This window comes from Wolbachia endosymbiont (group A) of Barypeithes pellucidus, assembly GCF_964030885.1.
GTDB lineage: Bacteria > Pseudomonadota > Alphaproteobacteria > Rickettsiales > Anaplasmataceae > Wolbachia.
The window spans coordinates 795,521-820,701 of sequence record NZ_OZ034985.1 but is presented as its reverse complement, the minus strand read 5'-3'; the positions used below and the strand labels follow the sequence as shown (position 1 = coordinate 820,701).

General features: G+C 36.4%; 18 protein-coding genes and 1 tRNA gene. 6 read left to right on the top strand and 13 right to left on the bottom strand.

Going from position 1 to position 25,181, the window contains the following annotated elements; all coding sequences use genetic code 11:
* The first annotated feature begins 102 nt into the window (after nt 1–102).
* From ACQH1X_RS04185 to ACQH1X_RS04175, 3 genes are all read left to right on the top strand, one after another.
* Nucleotides 103–1,422: a hypothetical protein gene (locus ACQH1X_RS04185; protein WP_425385777.1), complete on the top strand. Its 1,320-nt coding sequence runs from the start codon at nt 103–105 to the stop codon at nt 1,420–1,422.
* Between the two features lie 25 nt (nt 1,423–1,447).
* Nucleotides 1,448–2,419 (top strand): tRNA dihydrouridine synthase DusB, encoded by a 972-nt coding sequence (gene dusB, locus ACQH1X_RS04180; protein WP_425385776.1) that lies wholly within the window; start codon nt 1,448–1,450, stop codon nt 2,417–2,419.
* Nucleotides 2,420–3,400: 981 nt separating this feature from the next.
* Nucleotides 3,401–3,526, top strand: coding sequence for a hypothetical protein (locus tag ACQH1X_RS04175; RefSeq protein ID WP_265034340.1), 126 nt, complete (start codon nt 3,401–3,403; stop codon nt 3,524–3,526).
* A gap of 243 nt (nt 3,527–3,769) precedes the next feature.
* On the opposite strand, the gene ACQH1X_RS04170 is transcribed toward ACQH1X_RS04175, so the two are convergent.
* From ACQH1X_RS04170 to rpsL, 12 genes are all read right to left on the bottom strand, one after another.
* Nucleotides 3,770–12,283, bottom strand: coding sequence for a DNA-directed RNA polymerase subunit beta/beta' (locus ACQH1X_RS04170; RefSeq protein ID WP_425385775.1), 8,514 nt, complete (start codon nt 12,281–12,283; stop codon nt 3,770–3,772).
* Between the two features lie 58 nt (nt 12,284–12,341).
* Nucleotides 12,342–12,743, bottom strand: coding sequence for a 50S ribosomal protein L7/L12 (rplL, locus tag ACQH1X_RS04165; protein WP_253307301.1), 402 nt, complete (start codon nt 12,741–12,743; stop codon nt 12,342–12,344).
* Between the two features lie 26 nt (nt 12,744–12,769).
* Complete coding sequence (gene rplJ, locus ACQH1X_RS04160) at nt 12,770–13,288, bottom strand: 50S ribosomal protein L10 (RefSeq protein ID WP_425385774.1); 519 nt, start codon at nt 13,286–13,288, stop codon at nt 12,770–12,772.
* A gap of 12 nt (nt 13,289–13,300) precedes the next feature.
* Nucleotides 13,301–13,954, bottom strand: coding sequence for a 50S ribosomal protein L1 (gene rplA / locus ACQH1X_RS04155; protein ID WP_425385773.1), 654 nt, complete (start codon nt 13,952–13,954; stop codon nt 13,301–13,303).
* 4 nt (nt 13,955–13,958) lie between these two features.
* Nucleotides 13,959–14,399, bottom strand: coding sequence for a 50S ribosomal protein L11 (locus ACQH1X_RS04150; protein ID WP_425385772.1), 441 nt, complete (start codon nt 14,397–14,399; stop codon nt 13,959–13,961).
* A 2-nt stretch (nt 14,400–14,401) separates the two neighbouring features.
* Nucleotides 14,402–15,238 carry a transcription termination/antitermination protein NusG gene (gene nusG / locus ACQH1X_RS04145; RefSeq protein WP_425386665.1) on the bottom strand — a complete coding sequence of 279 codons (837 nt, stop codon included), beginning with the start codon at nt 15,236–15,238 and terminating at the stop codon, nt 14,402–14,404.
* Complete coding sequence (gene secE / locus ACQH1X_RS04140) at nt 15,228–15,428, bottom strand: preprotein translocase subunit SecE (protein WP_250295527.1); 201 nt, start codon at nt 15,426–15,428, stop codon at nt 15,228–15,230. The genes nusG and secE overlap by 11 nt, the downstream gene beginning before the upstream one ends.
* A 19-nt stretch (nt 15,429–15,447) precedes the next feature.
* Nucleotides 15,448–15,520, bottom strand: a tRNA-Trp gene (locus ACQH1X_RS04135).
* Nucleotides 15,521–15,533: 13 nt separating this feature from the next.
* The gene (tuf, locus tag ACQH1X_RS04130; protein WP_425385771.1) at nt 15,534–16,706 is read right to left on the bottom strand and encodes an elongation factor Tu; all 1,173 of its coding nucleotides are present in this window, start codon (nt 16,704–16,706) and stop codon (nt 15,534–15,536) included.
* A gap of 11 nt (nt 16,707–16,717) precedes the next feature.
* Nucleotides 16,718–18,793 (bottom strand): elongation factor G, encoded by a 2,076-nt coding sequence (gene fusA / locus ACQH1X_RS04125; RefSeq protein WP_425385770.1) that lies wholly within the window; start codon nt 18,791–18,793, stop codon nt 16,718–16,720.
* Nucleotides 18,794–18,814: 21 nt separating this feature from the next.
* Nucleotides 18,815–19,294: a 30S ribosomal protein S7 gene (rpsG, locus tag ACQH1X_RS04120; protein ID WP_425385769.1), complete on the bottom strand. Its 480-nt coding sequence runs from the start codon at nt 19,292–19,294 to the stop codon at nt 18,815–18,817.
* Nucleotides 19,295–19,299: 5 nt separating this feature from the next.
* Nucleotides 19,300–19,674, bottom strand: coding sequence for a 30S ribosomal protein S12 (gene rpsL / locus ACQH1X_RS04115; protein WP_425385768.1), 375 nt, complete (start codon nt 19,672–19,674; stop codon nt 19,300–19,302).
* Between the two features lie 1,021 nt (nt 19,675–20,695).
* On the opposite strand from rpsL, the gene ACQH1X_RS04110 reads away from it, so the two are divergent.
* From ACQH1X_RS04110 to ACQH1X_RS04100, 3 genes are all read left to right on the top strand, one after another.
* Nucleotides 20,696–21,424 carry a JAB domain-containing protein gene (locus tag ACQH1X_RS04110; protein WP_425385767.1) on the top strand — a complete coding sequence of 243 codons (729 nt, stop codon included), beginning with the start codon at nt 20,696–20,698 and terminating at the stop codon, nt 21,422–21,424.
* 88 nt (nt 21,425–21,512) lie between these two features.
* Nucleotides 21,513–22,460, top strand: coding sequence for an IS110 family transposase (locus ACQH1X_RS04105; RefSeq protein ID WP_425385766.1), 948 nt, complete (start codon nt 21,513–21,515; stop codon nt 22,458–22,460).
* A gap of 471 nt (nt 22,461–22,931) precedes the next feature.
* Complete coding sequence (locus ACQH1X_RS04100) at nt 22,932–24,125, top strand: phage portal protein (protein ID WP_425385765.1); 1,194 nt, start codon at nt 22,932–22,934, stop codon at nt 24,123–24,125.
* A gap of 302 nt (nt 24,126–24,427) precedes the next feature.
* On the opposite strand, the gene ACQH1X_RS04095 is transcribed toward ACQH1X_RS04100, so the two are convergent.
* Nucleotides 24,428–25,102, bottom strand: a complete 675-nt coding sequence (locus tag ACQH1X_RS04095; RefSeq protein WP_425385764.1) for a hypothetical protein — start codon at nt 25,100–25,102, stop codon at nt 24,428–24,430.
* Nucleotides 25,103–25,181: the final 79 nt, after the last annotated feature.

Below are 25,181 nucleotides of genomic sequence, written 5' to 3'. Positions count from 1 at the left end.
TCTTAATATTCAATATTTTCTCATACTACTAAAATTATTATGGTTGATTTTTTTGTTAGAATTTGTTAAAATTTAATTAACTTAGCGTTCATAGGATATAGTATGTTGGGCATCACAGAAAAATATAATCAATTTAAAGAGAGCACTTACTTTGCTGGTGGGAAATTTGTTATCTGCGCTACTTGTGTATGCCTAGCAGCCACATTCGCTGCTGGCTGTTTAGGAGCGGTAATAGGATCCCCTCTATTGACCTTTCCACTTGCTATGCTAATTTCTCATCCTGTGATTTGGATTATAATGGGAGTAGTTCTTACAACAGCATACAAATCAGCGAAGAACTATATTAATGGAAATGGAAAAGGAGCTTCAAAGGGGGAAAAGAGTGAAGAAAAAGATACAGAACTACAAGATTTGCAAGGCAAGACTCCAGAAAAGCAAGCAAGACCGAAAACTCCTGATAGGGATAGTGGTATTGTACCAGATGGCACAGAAAGCCCAGAGAATAGAAGTCGTAGAAGTTCCAGTGCTTCGTTAGATGATAGTGGTCATGGTTCAGATTCAGAAAGTGAGCAAACTCAAAAAACAAAAGTTAAAACATATAATACTGCAGGGGACGGTAACTGCTTTTTCCATGCTGTATTTGGTGATAATAGCTCTGGTCAATATAAGGCTGAAAAAGCACAAGATATGAGAATGGAATGGCACAAATTTTTAAGTCAATTTACATCTTTGGATGATTCGAGTATGCCAGATCTTCTAAGAAGGCATCTAGAAACGCTTTTTAATATGTTTTTAAACAAGCCAGGAGATCTAACTAGGAGGTCAGACGAAATAAAGAAGCTGGTTGAACAGACAAATGAAAAGACTAGAAATGCTAAAGATAAGGTTGGGGAGCTAGTAGGTAGAATTATTAGAAATTTTAATGTATCGCATGATAAGGCTATCAGCGATCTAAGAGAATATGCAGAAGCTCTTGATCCAGATAATTTTGATGAAGAGATTTACAAAACAAAATACAATAGTGATGTTATTACAAATTCATTTCTTCATAACCCTGAACTTTACAAAGCTTATTTAGAAGCAATAAATAATCCGTGCTATTATATTTTTATCAAAGAAATTCCTATTTTAGCTTCTTTAGCTAACATTAAAATTAATGTCTATTATAAAGACAATAACAACGAGAAGCACGAGGAGTTTGAGCCAGATCCACAAATGATAAATGATGATCAGCTAAATCAAGTATTTTGTCATGAAAGTTATAAACTAAACGACGAGTTATGGGGTAACAAAAAACGCGAAACAATATATTTAAAACCTGGTCATTATGAGAGAGCCGAGTTGAAAGAAATAACACCTTCTTTCAGAACTAGCAGTGTTTCATCTTTAGATAAATCATCATCTTTTTGCTCTATAATGTAATTAAATTATAAGATCAACATAATTCATGCCCCTTCAAATAGGAAACTTAACAATTGATTCTCCGGTAATCTTAGCCCCGATGTCTGGTGTAACTGATTATCCATTTAGAAGTATTGTAAAGAAACTTGGTGCAAGTTTGTTAGTCTCAGAAATGATTGCAAGCAGAGCCATGATTATGCAAACTCGCCAGAGTCTGCAAAAAGCAAAAGTCGATGAATTAACTGCTGTGCAGCTTGCTGGATGCGAGCCGGATGTAATGGCAGAGGCTGCAAAGCTCAATGAGGATATGGGTGCAAAAATAATAGATATAAATTTCGGTTGTCCTGTTAAAAAAGTTGTAAACGGTTATGCAGGATCAGCACTAATGCGCGATGAGAAAAAAGCCGCTGAGATAATTGAGGCCGTAGTCAAAGCAGTGAATGTGCCAGTTACGGTGAAAATGCGCACTGGATGGAACGATGAAAATCGCAATGCACCGAGACTTGCGAAAATTGCCGAGGATTTAGGAGCAAAAATGATTACTGTACATGGAAGGACAAGAGCGCAGCTCTATAACGGTCAAGCAGATTGGAAATTCGTTAGAAATGTTAAAGAGCAAGTGAAAATTCCAGTTATAGTAAACGGCGATATTAAAAACTTGAGTGATATTCAAAGTGCTCTTAAAGAATCCGGAGCAGACGGAGTGATGATAGGTCGTGGTGCCTACGGTAAACCTTGGCTGATTAATCAAGCAATGCACTTTCTCAGTGGAAGTAAAACTTCTGAACCAACAGCTTCAGAGAGATTAAGCATCATACTTGAGCATTACGATAATATTCTTGAGTACTATGGAAATGACACGGGGATAAAGATGGCCCGCAAACACATAGGTTGGTACAGTAGCGGGCTTCAATGCTCATCTGAATTTCGTGTGAGAGTAAATAACATGACAGATAGCACAGAAGTGAAAGAAAATATTATTGGCTTTTTTGGTCAAGAGACACACGTATCTGTTTAGGGGCGTGGCTAATGTACAAATATTGAAGCAAAAGTGGTCAGTGCTTGACACTGGCTTTTTAAGTCATAAAAACCTACTTGACAAACTCCGCCAGCCCCCTTATCATGAAACTGAAGCTATTGTATTTGCTTTCGCCAATCTGCAGATTAAAAGGTAAGGATTACTTAGTGTATCGGCGTCTTATGTTCAATTTTTTGCAGTATATAGATACTGTATGTCTTTACAAAACTTCATCTACATCTAGATTTTTATCTAAATAAGCTGAACGCGCTTATAAAGCGTTACAAGACATCAAAAAATGCCAATACTCGACAGAGATAGTAAAAGACTAGCTAACTCGGGGATTCTTTGTCTTTTTTTCTGCTTAGTAAATTTCTTAAACATTTGCAGCGTAGGTTAGTTGCAATTAAAAGCAGCTGAATCTCGCTTGTCAAGCGTTTAAAACATAAAAAACGCCAATATTTTAAAGCGGATAATAACCACGGGGCTTCTTTTGCCTTTTTTTTTACTTGGTAAATTTCTTAACGTTTGTAGCTAACATGAAGCTAAGTACGAACTTTGTTAAACACAACAAATGGTGTCATCCCAGTGCTTGACACTGGGATCCAGTTGAGCTATTTCAACAAAAATACTGCATTTTGAGATGAACGTTTATTCTCACCAGACTTATTTACAAGTATAACAATTAAAGTCTGGATTCCAGTGTCAAGCACTGGAATAACACCGAAGGAGCTACTGGGATGACAGGAGAAGCTGACAACCGTCATCCCGCAGCGGGACTAGAGATACCGTGACGGTATGACGAGGGAGAACAGTTAGCGGCTGAGATACCGCGAATGAATCGCGGTATGACGTAGGACTGCTGTCATGCAAGTAGCTGACACTGGCATCCAGTCTTTATTATGCAGCCACTTGGTTAGAATTAAGTTTTCTGGATGCCAGTGTCAGCTACTTGCATGACAGGAGAAAGAGGCTACTGGAATGACAGGAAAAGGGGCTACTTGGATGACAGGAAGAGAAGGCTATTTAGAAGACCCAAAAAGGGTGTCATTCCAGTGCTTGACACTGGAATCCAGCCTTGCCGTAATCTCATCAAGAACGTTGTAACCACTTTCCATGCTAGTTTGCTTGTGAACAAGCAAATTTTTCTGGATCCCAGTGTCTGGGCACTGCCCTTTTGGATGGAAACCAGTGTCAGCTACTTGGATGACAAGAGAATGATGTTATTCCAGACTGGAATGACACCATCTGTTGTAAACTCACTTTTACTTTATTGGTTATCTTGTTATGCTACCTTGTCTACCTTATTTTGTCACTCTCCTGAACTGATACGAAACACACTAGCTGTACTCAATTCGACTGATCATATGCCACTACGCTCTCTTCCTCACCAGAGTGTAAATAACAACCATTATCCATCAACCATTTCTCGTCATAAGTTTCAATATCAAAATATTTTTCATATTCATCTATATTATCACAAAGTGAAAGTGCTCTGATCTTATTCATAATCAAACCTGTACCAGCAGGAATTAATCTTCCTACTATAACATTTTCTTTTAATCCACTTAAAGGATCACTCTTTCCGCAGAATGCTGCTTCTGTAAGTACCTTTGTTGTCTCTTGGAAAGAGGCAGCAGAAATAAAGGAGCTAGTTTCAAGACTTGCCCTAGTAATCCCCTGCAGAATAGGAAGATAATGAGTAGGCCGTTTGCCAGAGTTACTCATAGCATCATTTTCCCTATCAACTTCCAGCTTGTCAATGCTTTCGCCAACCAAGTACATAGTATCACCAGGATCAGTAATTTCCACTTTTTGTAGCATTTGTTTTAAGATCACCTCTAAATGCTTGTTGTCTATACGAACACCCTGCAATCTATAAACTTGCTGTATTTCAGAAATCATATAGTGTGCTAAAGCTTCTAACCCAAGCACACGTAAAATATCATGGAGATCAGGGTCACCATCCATCAATAGATCACCTTTACGTACAAAATCACCTTCATTGACTATTACATGCTTACTTCTTGATACCAAATATTCAACTGGAGAAATTTGTTCATCTACAGGTTTAATTAATATACTGCGTTTTCCTCTACGGTCTTTTTCAGAAAACGCTACATAGCCATCTATCTCACTAACAATAGCATGCTCTTTAGGACGACGTGCTTCAAATAACTCTATAACCCTCGGTAAACCACCAGTAATATCACGAGTTTTAACTGACTCTCTTGGTGTTCTTGTAATAACATCACCTGCATGAACCTTCTGGCCATCTTGTACATTGAGCACTGCCCCGATTGGTATAAAATAACATGCTTCAACGCCACTTGCGAGTGTCATTACTTTACCATTATCGTCAAGCAGCACAATACGAGGACGTAAATTAGCTCCACCAGAATGCAATTTCCAATCTTTTACTACTTTGCTCGATATTCCTGTAGATTCATCCATCACTTCAGTGATCGAAACTCCATCTTTTAAGTCCTGATAAGACACTGTACCAGTCTTCTCCGTGATAATAGGCAATGTATAAGGATCCCATTCCGTAACTTTATCGCCAATTTTTACTGACCCACTCTCATCCACATAAAGTTTAGCACCGTAAGGTACACTATGCTTCAACTTTTCACTACCAAGGCTATCAATCAACACGACTTCACAGGAACGGCTTATCACAATTTTATTTCCGTTTCTATCTATAATTATATTACTATTGTTTAACTTTATTTTAGCATTAATAGAAGCTATAATATTCGAGGATTCAACGCCTCTAGTCATTACTCCACCTATATGGAAAGTACGCATCGTTAACTGAGTACCTGGCTCTCCAACAGATTGAGCAGCTATAACACCAACTGCTTCACCTATTGAAACAATTTTACCAGTTGCAAGGTCTCTTCCATAACATAAAGAACACACACCAGGACTTATTCCACAAGTTAAAGGCGATCTAATTTTTATAGCATCAAGACCTGCAATGCTGATTTGCTTTACTTTATCCTCATCAATTAATTCCCCTGCTTTTACTAATAATTCTTTTGTCACTGGGTTATATATATCATTTGCAGCTGTTCTACCCAGCACAACACTCTCTAGAGATGCAACTATAGTACTTCCTTCAACTGTAGCTCTCACAACAAGACCATTTTTTGTTTTACAGTCATGCTTTGTAACTATGCAATTTTGAGACACATCAACTAAACGACGAGTTAAGTATCCAGAGTTTGCAGTTTTAAGCGCAGTGTCAGCTAAACCTTTACGTGCACCGTGAGTAGAATTAAAATATTCAAATACGTTCAATCCTTCACGGAAATTAGAAATTATAGGTGTTTCTATAATCTCACCAGAAGGTTTGGTCATGAGCCCTCGCATTCCTGCTAGCTGTTTCATCTGTGAAGTAGAACCCCTTGCACCAGAGTTAACCATCATATACACTGAGTTGTACTTACTATTTTCATCATATATAGATATTGCTTTTAACATATCATTAGCTATCATATCCGTACACTTAGACCATTCATCTATAACCTTGTTATACCTCTCACTTCTAGTTATTAGCCCATCTTGATATTGCATAGAGAATTTCTTAATTTCACCCCTCGCGTGATCAACATGTGTAGCTTTAGTTTCAGGTATAACCATATCACAACGACCAAAAGAAACACCAGAAAATGTGGCATACTCAAAGCCAAGTACCATTAATTTATCAGAAAATGCCACTGTAGCACTTTGACCACAGTTACGATATACCAAATCAACTATACTAGTTATTTCCTTGACTGTTAATATCTGATTTATTAGATCGAAGCCTAGATTCTCATGCTTAGGAAAAATTTGCCATAATATTAAACGGCCAGGAGTTGTACAAACAGTTTTATAGTGAGTTTCACCGCTGCTATTAATATCCTCCATCCTATACTTTATACTAGAATGAATATGCAAAGTACCATCACTCAAAGAATGCTCAACTTCACAAAAAGCACCAAAAGATGGTATATTATCTTCCTTAGGTTCTTGTAAAGTCAGATAATATATACCAAGTACTATATCTTTACTAGGAACTATAATCGGTCTGCCATTAGAAGGACTTAAAACGTTATTAGTAGACATCATCAACACCCTAGCTTCAAGCTGAGCTTCCAATGAAATTGGCACATGCACTGCCATTTGATCACCATCAAAATCAGCATTAAACGCCGTACAGACAAGCGGATGAAGCTGTATTGCTTTGCCTTCAATAAGGATTGGCTCAAAAGCCTGAATACCAAGTCTATGTAGCGTAGGCGCTCTATTCAACAAAACAGGATGCTCTTTTATTACCTCTTCAAGCATATCCCAAACTTCTGGTTTTTCTGCTCTTATCAACTTACTAGCAAACTTAATAGTTGGAGCCATACCATACATCTTAAGCTTTGAGTAAACAAAAGGTTTGAATAGTTCAAGAGCCATTCTTTTTGGTAATCCACACTGATTTAGTTTCAAAGTTGGACCAACAACTATTACAGAACGTCCAGAGTAGTCTACCCTTTTTCCTAAGAGGTTCTGGCGAAAACGACCCTGTTTTCCTTTTAACATATCACTAATGGACTTTTTATATCCAACAGCACCAGCTTTATTTACCAAAGTACTACGACGACTATTATCAAAAAGAGAATCAACTGCTTCTTGTAACATTCTTTTTTCATTACGAATCATAATCTCAGGAGGATTTAAGCTCAACAATTTCCTCAACCTGTTATTTCTATTAATAATAGTCCTATAATGATGATTCAGATCAGAAACTGCAGGACGACCACTTTCAAGCGATACCAAAGGACGCAAATCAGGTGGTAAAATAGGTATAGTTGTAAGTATCATCCACTCAGGCCTATTTCCAGATTTAATGAAGTTTTCAACAATACGCAATCTCTTTATAATTTTCTTTCTTCTTATCTCAGAAGCAACAGACTCTAATTCTAGTCTTAAATCCTTCCTAATTTCATGTAAATCAAGGCGCGTTAGCAACTCTCTTATAGCTTCAACACCTTGCATAGCTACAAAACTATCGATCCCATAGCTATCTTTAGCTTCATTATAAGCTTTTTCACTAATAATCTCACCTTTTTCAAAAGGCGAAACAAGAGGATCTATCACGATATAATTATCGCTATGTAAAATATTCTCAATATCTCTGAGAGACATATCCAATAATGCTCCAATTCTTGAAGGAAGCGATTTCAAAAACCATATATGAGCAACAGGAGATGCAAGCTCTATATGACCCATCCTTTCTCTTCTTACTTTAGAAGATGTAACTTCTACTCCGCATTTTTCGCATATGCGACCCCTGTGTCTTCTTTTTTTGTATTTTCCACATAAACACTCATCGTCATTGACAGGGCCAAAAACCTTAGGGCAAAATAATCCACCTTTCTCAACTTTGAACGTACGATAATTTGCAGTTGAAACATCTTCTATCTCACCACAAGATATACGCTTAATACTTTCAGGGCTAGCAATCGATATGCTAACCTCATTAAAAGGTTGTGCAATGTTAGTGTGAGATATATCTTCAATCACTACATCATTTTGCTTTAAATCTACATTTAAACATAAAGAACGTAGTTCTTTTATCATCACATTAAAGGATTCAGGAATTCCACATTCAAAATTACTGTCACCTTTTATTATCGACTCGTAAATCTTAACTCTACCATTAATATCATCAGACTTCACAGTTAACATTTCCTGCAAAGTATAAGCAGCACCATAGGCTTGTAATGCCCAACATTCCATTTCACCAAAACGCTGACCACCAAAATGAGATTTTCCTCCTAGAGGTTGTTGAGTAACCAAACTATAAGGCCCTACTGAACGCGCATGAATTTTACCATCAACTAAGTGGTGCAACTTAAGCATGTACATGTAACCAACTGTAACCTTGCGGTCGAATTTTTCACCACTGCAACCGTCATATAATACAGCTTGTCCAGAGTTATCCAAACCAGCAAGTTCAAATAATTTTGCTATTTGTTCATCTTTTGGACCCTCAAATACAGGTGCAGCAACAGGAACGCCATCACGTAATTTACGTGCAAATTCAATGAGATTATTATCACTAATATTACGAATATCATTACAGATAGATACGTTACTACCATAGCTATAAACCTCAATCAGGAAATTACGTAAATTGCTGTATGAACTTTTACAAGAGTTCAAATAGTTCTCTACTAACGCATTCAACTCGTCATTTAGTGCATTCTTATTAGGTGTATTTAAAACAGAAGCCATTATTTCATCATCATCAATATTTTCAATTTTTTTATTGTCAAGGTATGCTACTGCAAATTGTGTAAAATTATCATCGTTAAGGGACCTAATTCCCTTGCAAAAAGCACTTTTGATTTTATTGATCTCATCGAGAATATTACTTACCCTTTCCCCTAATTTTCTACAAGCCCAACCTACATGCGTTTCCAGTATTTGCCCTACATTCATTCGTGAAGGAACACCAAGAGGGTTAAGAATAATATCAACAGGAGTACCATTTTCCAAATAAGGCATATCTTCCACTGGCACAACTCGAGAAATCACACCTTTATTCCCATGTCTACCAGCCATTTTATCCCCTGGTTGCAGACTATGTTTCACAGCAATGAAAACTTTTACTGACATCGACACACCTTGAGGCAGGTCATAACCTTCATGTAATTTTTCTACTTTTCGCTTAAACTGTGCTACTGCATGTGATACTTTTTCATCAAAATCTTTTTTTAAGCTCTTAACTTGCTCATAAATGGATTGGTTTTTTAATCCTATACCCCACCATTGCTCACGTTCAATAGAGTCAAATTTTTCTCGATCTTGAGAACCAGAATTAATAAGAAGTTTCTTCAGTTCATCATAGAAATATTCACTAGTAACATTGATTATATAATCTCGCTCTTCCTCAAAGTCATTTACCTCTTTTTGTTTGATGAGTAATGCCCTTTCATTTTCTTCAACCCCCCTGCGTGTAAAGACTTGTACATCAATTACTGTCCCTTCAACATCTGGAGATGTATATAAAGAGGAATCCGCACAATCGAATGACTTTTCACCAAAAATTGTCATTAATAACTTCGTTTCAGGAGGCAATGAAAGAGAAGGTTTAGGTGTAACTTTACCTACCAGAATATAGCCTGGACCAACTCTTGTACCAATTTTCACTATACCACTATCATCCAAGTGATATAGATTTTCTTCATTAACACCAGGTATAGCACGAGTTATTTTTTCTGATCCTAAAGGGGTATCATGTACAACACAGTCAAATTCTTCTATATGAATAGAAGTAAAGAGATCTTTTTTAACAACTTCACTAGAAATAATAATAGAGTCTTCAAAGTTATAACCTTGCCAAGACATAAAAGCGACTAGCAAATTTTTACCAAGCGCCAACTCACCACTGTTAATTGCAGGACCATCAGCTATTACATCACCCTTTTTAACATAATTACCTACGCACACTAGCGGTCTTTGATTAATACAAGTATTATGGTTAGAACGCTGAAATTTCCTTAGATGATAAATATCTACGTCCAAGTAGTTAACCCTTTCTTTATCAAAAGCACGTATAACTATAGAGTTACTATCAGAACTATCAACTATGCCATCGCGTTTTGCTAAAACTACAGCACCAGAGCCAGAAGCTACAAAAGACTCCATACCAGTAGCAACCAGAGGAGCGGTAGGCTTCAATAAAGGTACGGCCTGACGTTGCATATTTGAGCCCATTAATGCTCTATTAGCATCATCATTTTCTAAAAATGGAATCAAGGAAGCTGCAACTGATATTACCTGCTTAGGAGATACGTCAATGTAACTCACCTGATCACTACTTACCATAATGAAACTACCAGCATATCTACAGTATAGCATGTCATCAACAAAGCAATTATTTTCATCGAGCTTTACGCTGGTATCAGCTATATAATATAAACCTTCATCTATAGCAGACAGATACTCAATTTGATCAGTAACAACCCTATTAACTACTTTTCTATAAGGACTTTCAATGAAACCATATTTATTAATACGCGCGTATATAGCTAAGCTGTTGATTAACCCTATATTTTGCCCTTCAGGAGTCTCAATAGGGCAAATTCTTCCATAATGAGTTGGATGAACATCACGCACTTCAAATCCTGCCCGTTCTCTTATTAAACCGCCAGGACCTAACGCGGACAACCTTCTTTTATGTGTTATTTCAGATAACGGATTAGTCTGATCCATAAATTGAGATAATTGAGAAGAATTGAAGAAATCTCTTAAGACATTAGTTAACACTTTTGGATTAATAAAATCAGATGGAGAAACTTTATCTAAACTAGAAGTGGACATAGAATCAACTATTGCGCGTCCCAATTTCAACAACCCAGTTCTAAATTGATTTTCTATAAACTCTCCAACTGATCTTACTCTTCTGTTTCCTAAATGATCAATATCATCTACAGATCCTTGACCGTCACGTAACAATACTATTTTTTTCACAATTTCAATAATATCTTCATATGTTAAAACAGCTAAATCCTCATCATAATTTAATCCAAGGTAAGAGTTAAGCTTCAACCTACCAATGTTAGACAAATCATAATATTCCGGACTGAAGAAAAGATTACGGAAAAACTCCTCTACTATCTCTAAAACAGGAACTTCACCAGGACGCAAAACTCTATATATTTCATATAGCGCATCCTGATAAGACATGTTTTCGTCTAAGAAAAGCGTATTTAATATATAAGGTCCAACAGATACATTATCTATGTTCAATACTGATATTTCATCCACAGACAATAACTCAAGCTTCTTTATGTCTTCCAGCTTTATAGATTCACCAGCAGATAAAATTTTCGTAGAGCTAGCACTATCCATTAAATCTTCTGCGAGGAATAAACCACATATAGAATTAAAAGGAACCAGATACTCTTTTAATTCATTATCATATAGCTTTTTAGCTAATCTTGAGGTAATACGAACGTTAGCTTTAAGCAGCACATTACCTTCAATATCCATTAAGTCGAAAGGCAGCCTCACTCCTTTAAATTTATCAGGAACAAAAGGCACTTTCCAACCATCTTTATGTTTTACATACTTTATTTTCTGATAAAATCTATCGAGTATATCATTATTTGATAGACCCAACGCCTTTAATAAAACTGAGATTGGCAATTTTCTTTTTCTATCAACACGAAAATACAAATGGTCTTTAACATCAAATTCAATATCAAGCCAAGAACCCCTATAAGGAATAATTCTAGCAGAATAGATCAATTTACCAGAATTGTAAGTTTTTCCCTTATCGCTATCAAAAAATACACCAGGAGACCTATGCATTTGTGAGACGATAACTTTTTCCACACCATTAATGATGAAAGTGCCCTTATCAGTCATCATAGGCAACCCACAAAAGTGGACTTTCTGCTCTTCTATAGATTTTACAACGGTTGCAAGTTTAGAATGATCTCCACTCTCTTTAATCGATTTATATTCATCGAGAGAAATACCATCCTGCATAACAACAAGACGTATAGAAGCAATAACCTGAGCAAAAAAAGTTACACCACGCTTTATACACTCAGATTCATCATACTTAGGATCATCTACCCTACAACTTACAAACTCAATAGTAGCCCTACGCAAAGGATCATTTATTGGAAAGATTGTATGAAAGATAACTTCAAGTCTTTCATTACCCTTATTCTTAGGAGCAAATGAATCATACGATTCTTTTTGAACCTTAACCAAATCCAATAAAGAATCTTTTAAATCAATCGACCTAGAATAAGAAACTCTAGGAACAAAAGCACCAGAAGCGTACATATAAGAAGAATCAACCATTAAAATACCCCAAATTAATTAAAAGAGCTATATCAATATAAAATTAATACATTAAATATTATTCAAGCTCCACTTTAGTTGCTCCTGCTTCAATAAGTTTTTGCTTGATTTTTTCTGCTTCGTCTTTAGGAACATTAGCAGTCAAATCTTTAGGTAAAGATTCAACCAACTCTTTTGCTTCTTTTAAACCCAATGTAGAATTAACTTCTCTCACAGCTTTAATAACTCCTATTTTTTTACTCGCATCAATTTCTTTAATCACAACTTTATACTCAGCTTTTTCTTGAGCAGCAGGAGCAGCAGCATTATCACTAATAGGCGCCCCAGCACCAACAGCTCCACCAAGAAAAGAACCAGCAGGCAACCCTATTTTCTCTTCTAGAACTTTTACAAGTTCAGAAGCCTCTAATAGGTTTAAAGATAATATTTTATCAACCAAATCACTTGTTACATTACTCATAATTATCACCTTACTTAACAATAAATTTATTTTTTAGAACTATAATAATCCAAAACTCTCATAAGCCTCATAGAAGATGAATTAATAGACAACGCCAACCGAGCAGGAATATCATAAGATATTAAACGCATAATTTTAACACGCAATTCATCCAGAGAAGGCAACTTAGCCAATTTATTAACATCTTCCACTGTTAACAATTCATTTAAATGAGCTGCGCAAATCATAGACATTTTTTCTTTGTTAGCATTAGTAAAATCAACTATTAATTTTGCAGCTTCTACTATGCCACTAGAGTATATAATAGCAACAGGACCAGAAAATTTGCCTGATAAATAAGAAAATTTACCAGTCCTTTCTAAAGCCAAGCGAGCTAGAGTGTTTTTAACTACTAATACCCCACCTGCTATAGATTTTAGGCTATTTCTCAGAGTTAACGAATCATTAGCATTTATAGATTTAAAATTTACTAATATTAAGAAATCATTATTTACAAATACGTTTATTGTGCTCTGTATAAATTCATCCTTATTTTTACGCTTCACGGTATCACTCCCTTAAATTACATCTTCCACTTTGCTTATCTTATAAGCTTTACCCATAGTTGAATTCAAAAAAACACCCTTAAAGTAAATTCCTTTCGCAGAAATAGGTTTATTATCTTTAATTACTTTAAGAAAGGCTTTTAAATTTTCTAGCAAGTCATCAATATCAAATTTAATATTTCCTAATTTACCATGAATAACACCATTTTTATCTGTTCTAAATTTTACCTGACCAGACTTAATGGTTTTAATAGCTTCTGCAATGTTAGAAGTCACAGTACCAAATTTAGGGTTAGGCATCAGCCCTTTAGCACCCAATACTTTTGCAATAGGAGTGATTTTTGCCATAAAATCAGGAGTAGTAATGCACCAATCAACATCTAATTTTCTACCTTTTTTTATTTCTTCAACTAAATCCTCTCCTCCTGCAATATCAGCACCAGCTTTTTCAGCTTCTAATAAATGTTTATCTTGAGCGAAAACAGCTACTTTAATATTTTTCCCGATACCTTTAGGCAAAACTACTGTACCACGCACCTGCTCTTCAGATTTACGTGAATCTACGCCTAAATTGACTGCAATATCAACTGATTCATTAAATTTTGCTGAAGCAGACTCAACAATCTTCTTCAAACACTGCTTAGGATTATCATTATATGTATTCATTTACCTAACCTTCCACAACTTCTATACCCATAGATTTTGCAGTGCCTACAACCATTTTCACTGCTGAATCTTCATTATCCACCTTCATATCAACCATCTTGCACTTTGCCACTTTAATTATAGCAGACACAGGTAATTTAGCCACTAATTCTTTACCAGGATTACCAGAACTTTTACTTAATTTAGCCTCCTGCTTAAGTAAATAAGCCACAGGCGGACCGCTGACAGTAAAATCATGAGAGCGATCATCCTTTATGGAAATTCGCACTGTTACTAAATCGCCTACTTTATAATTAGCGTTAGCAGTGCTAGTAACTTTATTAAAAGCTTCACAAAACTTAGGAACAGGTATACCACGTGGACCAAGTACTGAAGCAATTTTCGGTCCTGGAACTGCTTTCCCAGCTTCCATAAGTAAGTTAATCTTAGCAACTATAACACTCATAATTAATCCTCTATTTTCTCTACTTGAGCCAGATCAAGCTCTATTATTGTCGGCTTACCTAAAATTGATACTTCCACATTAATAATTTTTTTCTCATCGTTTACCATATTTACCTTACCAGTAAAATTTTGAAAAAGACCATCATTAATTTTCACTTTTTCACCTTTTTCATAACCATAACCTAACTTCTTTGTCTCTTGAGCATTATAAAGTGCATTACACATTGAGTGAATCTCATCGTCCAAAATCACCTTTGGAATATTACCATTTTTCAAAAACCCATAAACCTTAAGAGATTTTGGTATATTATTGATAAAATTCAATACTTCATCGCATAAATTCACGTATAAAAAGACATAACCAGGAAAGCATTTCCTTCGTGTAGCAATTTTCTTAGATTTCAACTCTACTTCACTTAGCTCTTCATATGGAATAAAAACTTCCTTAAAGTAATCATTAACACCCAATCTCATAGAATTTTCCAATATATGTTGGCGCACTTTCTCTTCATAATTGGAAGCAACTCTCAAGATATACCATTTATATCTATTAAATTCTTTACATTTTAAACTTATTTCATCATCTGAAATCATCTCAAAATCACCAGATTCGCCACTGCAGAATCCAGGCGTTTGATTCAAAATATTTTTGCTTTCATCACATAGATGCATATATACATACACTTCACATAACTCTTTTATATCAGACTTTGAATTACATACCGTTTGATAAGGAATAAACACTTCCTTAAAATAAACAGCATTACTTACCAATTCGCGTATATTTTGCTCATATCCATAATCAACTTTAATGATATACCATTTATATTCACATTCCATAAATAATTCCAAATAAAGCCTTAATTACGTAAAGAGACATAAAATCCACAAAACAGAAGAAAATCGAAAAGCATAATATAACAATCATTACAACAAATAGAGATGACAACACCTCCTGTTTCTTTACCCAAGCAATTCTTCGTATTTCTTGCTTTATATCACAGAAAAAAACACACAAACTTTTTAACATTTTCACCACAACATTAATGCAGGAGCGATAGGAATTGAACCTACAACCTCTGGTTTTGGAGACCAGCGCTCTACCAATTGAGCTACACTCCTATAACTCAAACTCTCACTCCAAAATTTCAGAAACAACACCAGAACCAACAGTTCTACCGCCTTCTCTTATCGCAAAACGCAATCCCTTATCCATTGCTATCGGTACTTGCAATCCTACTTCTACACTCACATTATCTCCTGGCATTACCATCTCCTTCCCATCTAGCAATTTTATGCTCCCAGTTACATCCGTTGTCCTTAAATAAAACTGTGGCTGGTAATTCGCAAAAAATGGTGTATGCCTTCCTCCTTCCTCTTTCTTTAATATATAAACCTCCGCCTTAAACTTTCTATGCGGCGTTATCGTCCCCGGTTTTGCTAATACTTGCCCTCTCTCCACTTCTTCTCTTTTTGTTCCTCTTAACAATATTCCTACATTGAGTCCTGCACTTCCCTTATCCAGCAACTTCTTAAACATTTCTACACCTGTGCATATCGTCTTTTGCGTCTCCTTCAGACCTATTATCTCTATCTCTTCTCCCGTCTTTATCTCTCCCTTCTCTATCCTTCCTGTTACCACCGTTCCTCGCCCCGATATCGAAAACACATCTTCGATTGGCAATAAAAATGGTAAATCCACAGGCCTTGGTGGAACCGCCACATATTCATCTAACTTTTCCATCAATTTGTCTATTGATTTCTTTCCATATTCGCCGCTGTCATCCTCCAGCGCCTTGAGTGCTGACCCAACTACCACAGGCACTTCATCCCCTGGAAATCCGTATTTACTCAGCAATTCCCTCACTTCCATTTCTACTAAATCTATCATATCAGCATCAGCAACATCAGCTTTATTTATATACACCACGATATATCCAACACCCACCTGCTTCGCCAGCAATATATGCTCTCTCGTTTGTGGCATTGGCCCATCAACCCCTGACACTACTAATATCGCTGCATCCATCTGCGCTGCACCTACTATCATGTTCTTTACATAGTCAGCATGTCCAGGACAATCAACGTGTGCATAATGCCTTTTTTCCGTCTGATACTCAACATGCGCTGTTGCTATCGTTATCCCCCTCTTCCTTTCTTCTGGCGCTTTATCTATCTGATCGTACGCTACAAAATTTCCATAATGCTTCGTTATCGCCGCTGTTAACGTTGTCTTCCCATGATCCACATGCCCTATTGTTCCCACATTTACATGCGGCTTGCCAAATGCTTCTACTACTGCTGTCATAATTATTACCCTTAATTATACTTTAACTTTAACTCATCAACCACATATTGTGGTACTTGTTCATAACAAGAAAAATGCATACTATACTGCGCTCTTCCCTGAGACATAGAACGCAAAACGTTGATATAACCAAACATATTTGCAAGAGGTACCGAAGCAGTAATTATTTTACTATTATTACCTAAATCCAGCATATCAGCAACATTCCCTCTTCTGCTATTTATATCACCCATAACATCACCCATATATTCTTCAGGAGTGATAATTTCAACTTTCATTATAGGTTCTAACATTTTGGGACCAGCTTTATTTGCCATTTCCTTAAAAGCACCCTTAGCAGCAAGTTCAAAAGCTAAAGGACTAGAATCAACCTCATGAAAAGCGCCATCAAGAAGAGTAGCCTTAAAATCAATCAACGGAAATCCCAAAATTATACCACCTTCTTTTATCAACTCCAAGCCATTTTCTACCCCAGGAATATACTCTTTTGGAATGGCACCACCTACAATCTTACTTTCAAATTGAAACCCAGAGCCAGGCTCAAGAGGTTCAAATTTTATTTTAACCTTAGCAAACTGACCAGCACCACCTGATTGTTTTTTATGAGTATAATCAATTTCAACAGATTTAGTGATGGTTTCACGATATGCAACCTGAGGAGCACCAACATTAGCTTCAACGTTAAACTCGCGTTTCATTCTATCAACAATAATTTCAAGGTGCAACTCACCCATACCTTTCAATATAGTCTGTCCACTCTCCGCATTTACTGACATTCTCAAAGAAGGATCTTCTGCAACCAACCTATTTAGAGCAACACCTAATTTTTCCTGATCTGAAGTGGTTTTAGGCTCTACAGCAATTTCAATAACGGGCTCAGGAAATTCCATACGCTCCAATAATATAGGAGAATCAACAGAACATAAAGTATCCCCAGTGGTTGTTTTCTTTAGCCCAACTAAAGCAACTATATCCCCAGCCCTAGCTTCAGTGATATCTTCACGGTTATTTGCATGCATAAGTAGCATTCTGCCAATCCCTTCAGTTTCGTTTTTTAATGCATTTAAAATAGTAGATTTAGATTTTAATTTGCCAGAATAAATACGAATAAACGTCAAGCTACCAACGAATTTATCTGTCATCACTTTAAATGCAAGAGCAACAAATTTCTCTTTTTCTGAAGGTTTGACCTCAATTTTCTTTTCTGAATCTTTAGGGTCAGTTCCAACAATTACATCAACATCAATAGGAGAAGGTAAAAAATCAACCACACCATCTAAAAGTGGTTGTACGCCTTTATTTTTAAAAGCTGATCCACATAATACAGGAACAAATTTTCCTTTAATGGTCCCATTTCTCACGCATTTTTTCAGTAAATCCACTGGCAGATCATTAGACTCAAAGTAAGTATTCATCGCTTCATCATCCATCTCAGCTGCAGCATCTAATAAAAGATTTCGACATTCTTGAGCCTTATCAAGCAAATCAGAAGGAATATCTTCATAAGAAAATTTAGCGCCCAACGTTTCTTCTTGCCATATAATGGCTTTCATAGAAATAAGGTCAATTATACCTTTGAAATCTTTCTCACTTCCTATTGGCAACTGAATGACTAAAGGTGCTGCACCAAGCTTCGTCTTTATCATATCAACACATCGATAAAAATTTGCCCCTATTCTATCCATCTTATTAACAAAGCAGATACGAGGAACGCTATATTTATCAGCTTGACGCCAAACTGTCTCAGATTGAGGCTCAACTCCAGCAACTCCATCAAATACAGCAACTGCGCCATCCAAAACCCTCAAAGATCTCTCAACTTCAATAGTAAAATCAACGTGACCAGGAGTGTCTATTATATTAATCCTATGATCATTCCAAAAACATGTTGTTGCAGCAGATGTGATTGTAATACCACGCTCTTTTTCCTGCTCCATCCAATCCATAGAAGCCGCACCATCATGCACTTCACCAATTCTATTCTGCTTGCCAGTATAAAATAAAATACGCTCTGTTGTGGTAGTCTTACCAGCATCTATGTGAGCCATTATCCCTATATTTCTGTATTTAGATATCCCAATTTCCATATCACAATTAATTAGCTAACATTAAAAACGAAGATGAGAAAATGCCTTATTAGCTTCAGCCATTTTATATTTTTCTTCGCACATCTTAAATGCACCACCGCGTTTATTATAAGCATCCAGTATTTCAGATTGCAGACAATCAACGGTGGTTTTTCCACTCTTTTTTCGAGCAGCAGAAGTTGCTTTAGCAATCCACCTTAACGCTAAAGCAACCGCTCTATCTTGTCGAACTTCAACAGGCACTTGATAAGTTGCACCACCAATGCGTCGAGAACGCACTTCTATAGAAGGAGTAACATTTCCTACCGCTGCTTCAAAAATTGATAACCCACCTTCACCTATTTTCTTTTCAGCTAAAGACAAAGCGTCATAGATAATCTTTTCTGCAGTAGATTTTTTACCACATTTCATGATTGTATTAATGAAACGCATCAGCAAAACACTGCCATAACGCGAATCAGGACTTATTTCTCTTTTTTTTGCTTTATTCCGACGAGCCATAAACTTTAACCAGATTTCTTTACACCATATTTTGAACGAGCTTTCTTTCGATTTTGTACACCACGCAGATCAAGGGCACCTCTTATTATGTGATAACGCACACCTGGCAAATCTTTAACCCGCCCACCACGTATCAAAACAACAGAGTGCTCTTGTAAATTATGACCTTCACCAGGTATATAAGCTGTCACTTCACCATACCCACTAATTTTTACTCTGGCTACCTTACGGAGCGCTGAATTAGGCTTTCTAGGGGTTGTAGTATACACTTTAGTGCAAACACCTCTCCTTTGAGGGTTGCTTTCTCCCAAAGCTGGTACCTTTTTCTTATGGATCAATCCTAATCTACCCTTACGTATTAATTGATTTATCGTAGGCATACGTTATAAACTCAAGCTCATTAAAATAACTAAGTTTTTAGTTATAAAATAATAAACCTCAATAGTCAATATAAAAATAAACATTACTACTCTAATAATTAAGCTCAACTGCTTCGAAAGCCATCAGTAGACTTCTTGCACTACCTCCCAAGCCACAATTGTCATTCAATAGAAACGAAAAAACTTACTTGACACCCTTCGCCAGTCCCCTTATCATTGTACTGAAGGTATTCAGTTATCTTCATCTGTGCAGATTAAACAGCAAAAAAACAACGTAGTTGGCGTCTTATTTTTAATTTTTTGCACTATGTGCACCTTATGTCTTCACAACATTTCTGGGTTTTTACCTACACAAGCTGAAACGCGCTTATAAGTCGTTTAAGACAGTATAGTACGCCAATTTGCAGGATTAGAGAGTGACAACTAGCTAACGCGGGGTTTCTTTTGCCTTTTTTTCTGCTTAGTAAATTTCTTAAACATTTGTAGCTAAGGTTAGTTGCATTTAAAAGCAGCTAAATTGCAGTATTTAAGACTTAAAAAACGCCAATACTGAAAATAGACAATGACCAGGGTTTCTTTTGCCTTTTTTTTCATTTGGTAAATTTCTTAAATATTTATGGCTAAACGACAATCGTCATCCCAGTGCCCAGACACTGGGATCCAGGAATTTTATTAAGTTGGTAAGCATAAAAGTAGCCGTTTTATGCTAAAGTACAACGTTTTGATGATTATGAAAAAGCTGGATTCCAGTGTCAAGTACTGGAATGACACCCTCTTGGATGGAAATCAGCGTCAGCTACTGGGATGACAGGGTAGCCTGACAACCGTCATCCCGCTGCTTGTTAGCGGGATCTAGAGATACCGCGGCGGTATGACGTAGAGCTCGCGTTAGCTACTTTCATGACACCATTTGCTGTCTTCAAAAATGAATGTTCTTACAATTGTGCGTCACGCGCTTTATTAAATATTTTACTTAAAAATCTAATTTCTTATTATACAAGAGATAGGCAATTCATTAATGATGAAAAATTACAAAAAGGGGCATAGAAAGCGCTTAAGAGAGAAAATTATTTTAGATAATGGACAATCATTACTTGATTATGAAGTTTTAGAGCACATTTTATATTCAGCATACAGTAGAATTGATGTAAAACCGATAGCAAAGAGTTTGATAGAAAATTTTGGCAGTTTGAATAAAGTTTTTAATGCTGACCTGGAAGCACTGCAAAACGTTGATGGTGTCAGCAATGCAGCGATATCTGCCATCTTTTGTGTAAAACAAGCCTTTGTTCGTTCTGCAAGAGAAGAAATAAAAGACCTGCCTATAATCGATAACTGGGAAAAATTGCTTGATTATTTAAGAATAAGTATAGGAAGCCTCAACAAGGAAAATTTTCGCGTCATCTATATGAATAAAAAGTATCGTCTAATAGCGGAAGACCTGCAAAACATTGGTACAGTAGATCAAACTCCTCTTTATGTCAGAGAGATCATCAAGCGCGCACTTTTGATTGGTTCAACGTCCATTGTAATATCTCACAATCATCCAAGCGGAGATACACAACCTTCAAATAGCGATATATCTCTCACTAGACAACTAGCAGAAGCTTGCCAAAGTTGTAAGTTAAAAACATGTTATAAAAGAAACAAGAGGGAAGATAACCCTACTCACTATAGGAATAGGGCTATCACGGGCGTGTGCGACCGAACAAAGATTGGTATTACAACCGTTCCTATCAAGGTACACTAGCCCATCTCTCGATACGTTTGAATAGTTGTATGGGACATATATATGCACCCGTTTACAATCTTAAATTAATAAAACTATCGAGGTTATCATGGTTACATCTTATCAAAATTTTATTGGCATTGACATCGGAAAATTCAAGAATGTTGTTGCGGTTCACAAACAGAAAAATGCTGTCGAATTTGACAATAATACTTCTGGTTGGCAACAATTGTTTCAAAAATTCTCAGATATCTTACCTAATTCTTTAGTGACTTTAGAAAACACAGGAAAATATGAGCTTGGTTTGTCGCATTTTCTTATTGACAAGAATATCACCGTACATCGAGCTAATACCCGCAAAGTAAAAAGTTTTATTTTATCTCACGGAACTTTAGCAAAATCCGATAAATCAGATGCAAGGGCTCTTGCTCAATATGGATTTGAACGCCATAGAACTCTCTCTCTATTTGTACCTACTTCTGAAAAACAATCAACCTTGGTTGCACTTTGTCAACGTCGTGATGGCATCACGCAAATGAGAACTCAGGAAAAATGTAGACTGGAAGCACCTGAAAACGACCATATAAGGGAAAGTTGTCAAAAAACTATTGAATTCTTTAATAGCCAAATAGATGAACTCAGTAATACTATACAAAAAATCATTGATGAAAGCCATGAGTTACAAGAACATCAAAAAATCCTTAAAACAGTTCCTGGAATAGGTAAAAAGTTATCACAAGATTTTCTGTGTTTAATACCAGAGCTTGGTTACTTAAACAGAAGAGAAGTAGCAAGTCTTGCCGGAGTTGCACCTCATCCTAGGGAAAGTGGTAAAGCTGTTGGTTATCGAAGGATTATAGGTGGTAGAAGTAATGTCCGTAAAAAGCTTTTTATAGCTGCCATGTCTGCTGCAAGGTCCAAATCTGTACTTGGTGCCTTTTATTCCAAGCTTGTTGAAAGTGGTAAGAAGAAAATGGTAGCTATAACAGCTCTAATGCGAAAAATTATAGTAATTGCTAATGCAAAACTTAAAGAAGCAATTAATTTGCATACTTAAAAATCCTCACAACGGTAACTGAAATTGGCTAATGAATATGTGCGTCCACACAGACTTAAAGCACATATTCATTAGCTAAGCAGAAATTGTTGTGGCAGTGTTTGATATAAAATTTTATTTCTATGACACACGGGTTTTTATTGCCTACATGATTGAACAAAGTTACAGAATTACACAAATAAAAAATTTTAAAAAAAACATAGTTGATAGGACACAGAAAAGATATTTATAAGTAAGTACATCATATAAACATTAAATATATTTTTACTCCTTCCTGATTCATTTTCTACCTTAGGTGGCTTCGCTCAGCTCAAAAAAAAAGCTCATTCTTTTTGCTACCCCTTATTGTGCCTGCCATTTAACTACTGTGTAGAGATTGCTCTCAAACATAATGTTCGTACGTTAGTATATCCTTCCTGTGACACCAATTGATATAATTCTACCACAAATTCAATTTTTTAGGAGGCACATATGAATTTCAACATCTTTCAAAGAAAAAAAAGCGCAGTATTTACTAAATATTCTGCTTTGCAACTAATGATGGAGCCAAGTTGGAGTAAGCGTGATTATGTAAGTTTTGCTGAGGAAGGGTACATAAAAAATGTTATTGCATTTCGAGCAATCAATATGATTGCAAGTGCTGCATCTTCGGTACCTTTTACTCTCTGCCAGCTTACTGACCAGGGGAAATCACAATTAAAAGTTCATCCATTACTGAAATTACTTTATTCTCCTAACCCAATGACATCAAAATCGGAATTTATTGAGGGGATTGTAACTTATCGGTTAGTTAACGGCAATTCTTATATATTGATGGTCGAGTCGCAGAACAATAGAAAACCACCAACGGAGCTTTATCTTCTGCGCCCCGATAGGGTTGAAATTGTTCCAGGGAGAAATAACGTTCCTTATAACTATCGTTATGCCATAAATAACAATAGTTATGACTTTAAAGTTGATAAACTAACTGGATGTTCAGCAGTGTTGCACCTAAAGACCTTTAACCCTTTGAATGATTGGTATGGGTTATCACCAATTGAAGCAGCCGCGTACAGTATAGATCAGCATAATCAGGCGGGTGCTTGGAATCAAGCGATGTTGCAAAATGGGGCAAGACCAAGTGGTGCAATAGTTGTGAAATCAGCGAAAGATGGAAGTGGTGGAAGTTTAAGTCAAGAGCAGTACCAACGCTTAAAAGAGCAAATAAATGATCATTATTCAGGTCCTGTCAATGCTGGAAGACCGATATTGCTTGAAGGAGGCTTGGAGTGGAAAGAAATGAGCTTATCGCCAAGGGATATGGATTTTATTGAGTCCAAACACAGTTCAGCCCGCGATATTGCCCTGGCTTTTGGTGTCCCGCCGCAGTTGCTTGGCATACCAGGTGATAACACTTATAGCAATTTAGTCGAAGCACGCTTATCCCTCTGGGAACAGACGGTTTTACCAACGCTAGAAAATATTATCTGTCACCTGAATTCTTGGCTGACACCAAGATTTGGCGAGGATCTGTGCTTGTCGTACGACAAAGATGCAATAGAAATTCTCATGGAAAAGAGGCAAAAGTTGTGGAAATACGTAGAAAACGCAAGCTTTATGACACTCAATGAAAAAAGGGAAGCATTTGGCTTGCCACCACTGCCAGGTGGTGATGAGTTAGGTTAAGTTTGATCCGTTCAGTTGTGCGGCTAAAAGACAACTTAAAAGAGTTTAAGTTTTTGCTTTGTACTTTGTAAAATATTAAAAAAATCAGCCAAATTACACCATATTTAGTCTATTTTATCCTATAGTTTTGGGTTTACCGAGGGTTCATCATTCTGCTACATGTTAGCGCCGCGGCGGTGTGACGTAGGGTTGCACTAGCTATAGCAACTTTGTCTGCGCAACCATTTTCTACCGCACCATTGAACAGATATGCTTGAAGATATCCGTTCAGATGAGTTTATTGTCTCCTAAACCGTACACGCCTAACAAGCTACCGCTAGAGCTTGTGAAAAATTCTCTATTTTTATTCCCTTTAATTTACTGGATAAGTTGTCTACAAACAAATCTGATTTAGTGCAGATCTGCTCTATTTTTTCAGGAGATAAAGAGGAATCTAATTGATTCGCTATACCAGACACTCCATTTAAAACTACTCCAGCACCATATGGTACATATGACACAGTATATATAGCACCTGACGTAAAATCTAGTAAGTTCTGAGAAGAAGTGGTAATTTTATACCCTACTGTGTTTTTATCTTCTCCTTTGCATTTTTTAAGCACTTTTGATGCACCATGAGGAATATAAGATATACCAGCTATACCATATGAAGCCCCATTTAAGGCGTATGATACAACTACCGTTGTTGCTGATAGCGCTTTAGCTCCATATTTTGCAGTATAAAGCAATGGCTTAAGGGCATAAGAGATAGTTTTACCTTGTGATTCAGATTCAAGCAACGAATTTAGTTCTTCTTGTGTTGCTGCACATTCAAAAAATTCTTCCTCATCAATTTCTGCAAGATCGATCTCTTCAAAACCCTCATCAATATCTACAGGAGCCACTGTTTCTTTTATAGGGCTAACTTCTACATCACTTCCAACAATACTTGGATTATTAGAACTTCTGCCAAAAAGATTCGAAAGCATGCTAAACATTTTTTTTACCTACAACTTAACGCTCATATCAATATATTAACCTAATATTAACCAGGTGTCAAGCACATATGACTCTTAT

Coding starts and splice junctions, on each gene's coding strand:
- ACQH1X_RS04185 (WP_425385777.1), top strand. CDS start 103: ATGTTGGGCATCACAGAAAAATATAATCAATTTAAAGAGAGCACTTAC.
- dusB (WP_425385776.1), top strand. CDS start 1,448: ATGCCCCTTCAAATAGGAAACTTAACAATTGATTCTCCGGTAATCTTA.
- ACQH1X_RS04175 (WP_265034340.1), top strand. CDS start 3,401: ATGACAGGAAAAGGGGCTACTTGGATGACAGGAAGAGAAGGCTATTTA.
- ACQH1X_RS04170 (WP_425385775.1), bottom strand. CDS start 12,283: ATGGTTGATTCTTCTTATATGTACGCTTCTGGTGCTTTTGTTCCTAGA.
- rplL (WP_253307301.1), bottom strand. CDS start 12,743: ATGAGTAATGTAACAAGTGATTTGGTTGATAAAATATTATCTTTAAAC.
- rplA (WP_425385773.1), bottom strand. CDS start 13,954: ATGAATACATATAATGATAATCCTAAGCAGTGTTTGAAGAAGATTGTT.
- ACQH1X_RS04150 (WP_425385772.1), bottom strand. CDS start 14,399: ATGAGTGTTATAGTTGCTAAGATTAACTTACTTATGGAAGCTGGGAAA.
- nusG (WP_425386665.1), bottom strand. CDS start 15,238: ATGGAATGTGAATATAAATGGTATATCATTAAAGTTGATTATGGATAT.
- secE (WP_250295527.1), bottom strand. CDS start 15,428: ATGTTAAAAAGTTTGTGTGTTTTTTTCTGTGATATAAAGCAAGAAATA.
- tuf (WP_425385771.1), bottom strand. CDS start 16,706: ATGACAGCAGTAGTAGAAGCATTTGGCAAGCCGCATGTAAATGTGGGA.
- fusA (WP_425385770.1), bottom strand. CDS start 18,793: ATGGAAATTGGGATATCTAAATACAGAAATATAGGGATAATGGCTCAC.
- rpsG (WP_425385769.1), bottom strand. CDS start 19,294: ATGGCTCGTCGGAATAAAGCAAAAAAAAGAGAAATAAGTCCTGATTCG.
- rpsL (WP_425385768.1), bottom strand. CDS start 19,674: ATGCCTACGATAAATCAATTAATACGTAAGGGTAGATTAGGATTGATC.
- ACQH1X_RS04110 (WP_425385767.1), top strand. CDS start 20,696: ATGAAAAATTACAAAAAGGGGCATAGAAAGCGCTTAAGAGAGAAAATT.
- ACQH1X_RS04105 (WP_425385766.1), top strand. CDS start 21,513: ATGGTTACATCTTATCAAAATTTTATTGGCATTGACATCGGAAAATTC.
- ACQH1X_RS04100 (WP_425385765.1), top strand. CDS start 22,932: ATGAATTTCAACATCTTTCAAAGAAAAAAAAGCGCAGTATTTACTAAA.
- ACQH1X_RS04095 (WP_425385764.1), bottom strand. CDS start 25,102: ATGTTTAGCATGCTTTCGAATCTTTTTGGCAGAAGTTCTAATAATCCA.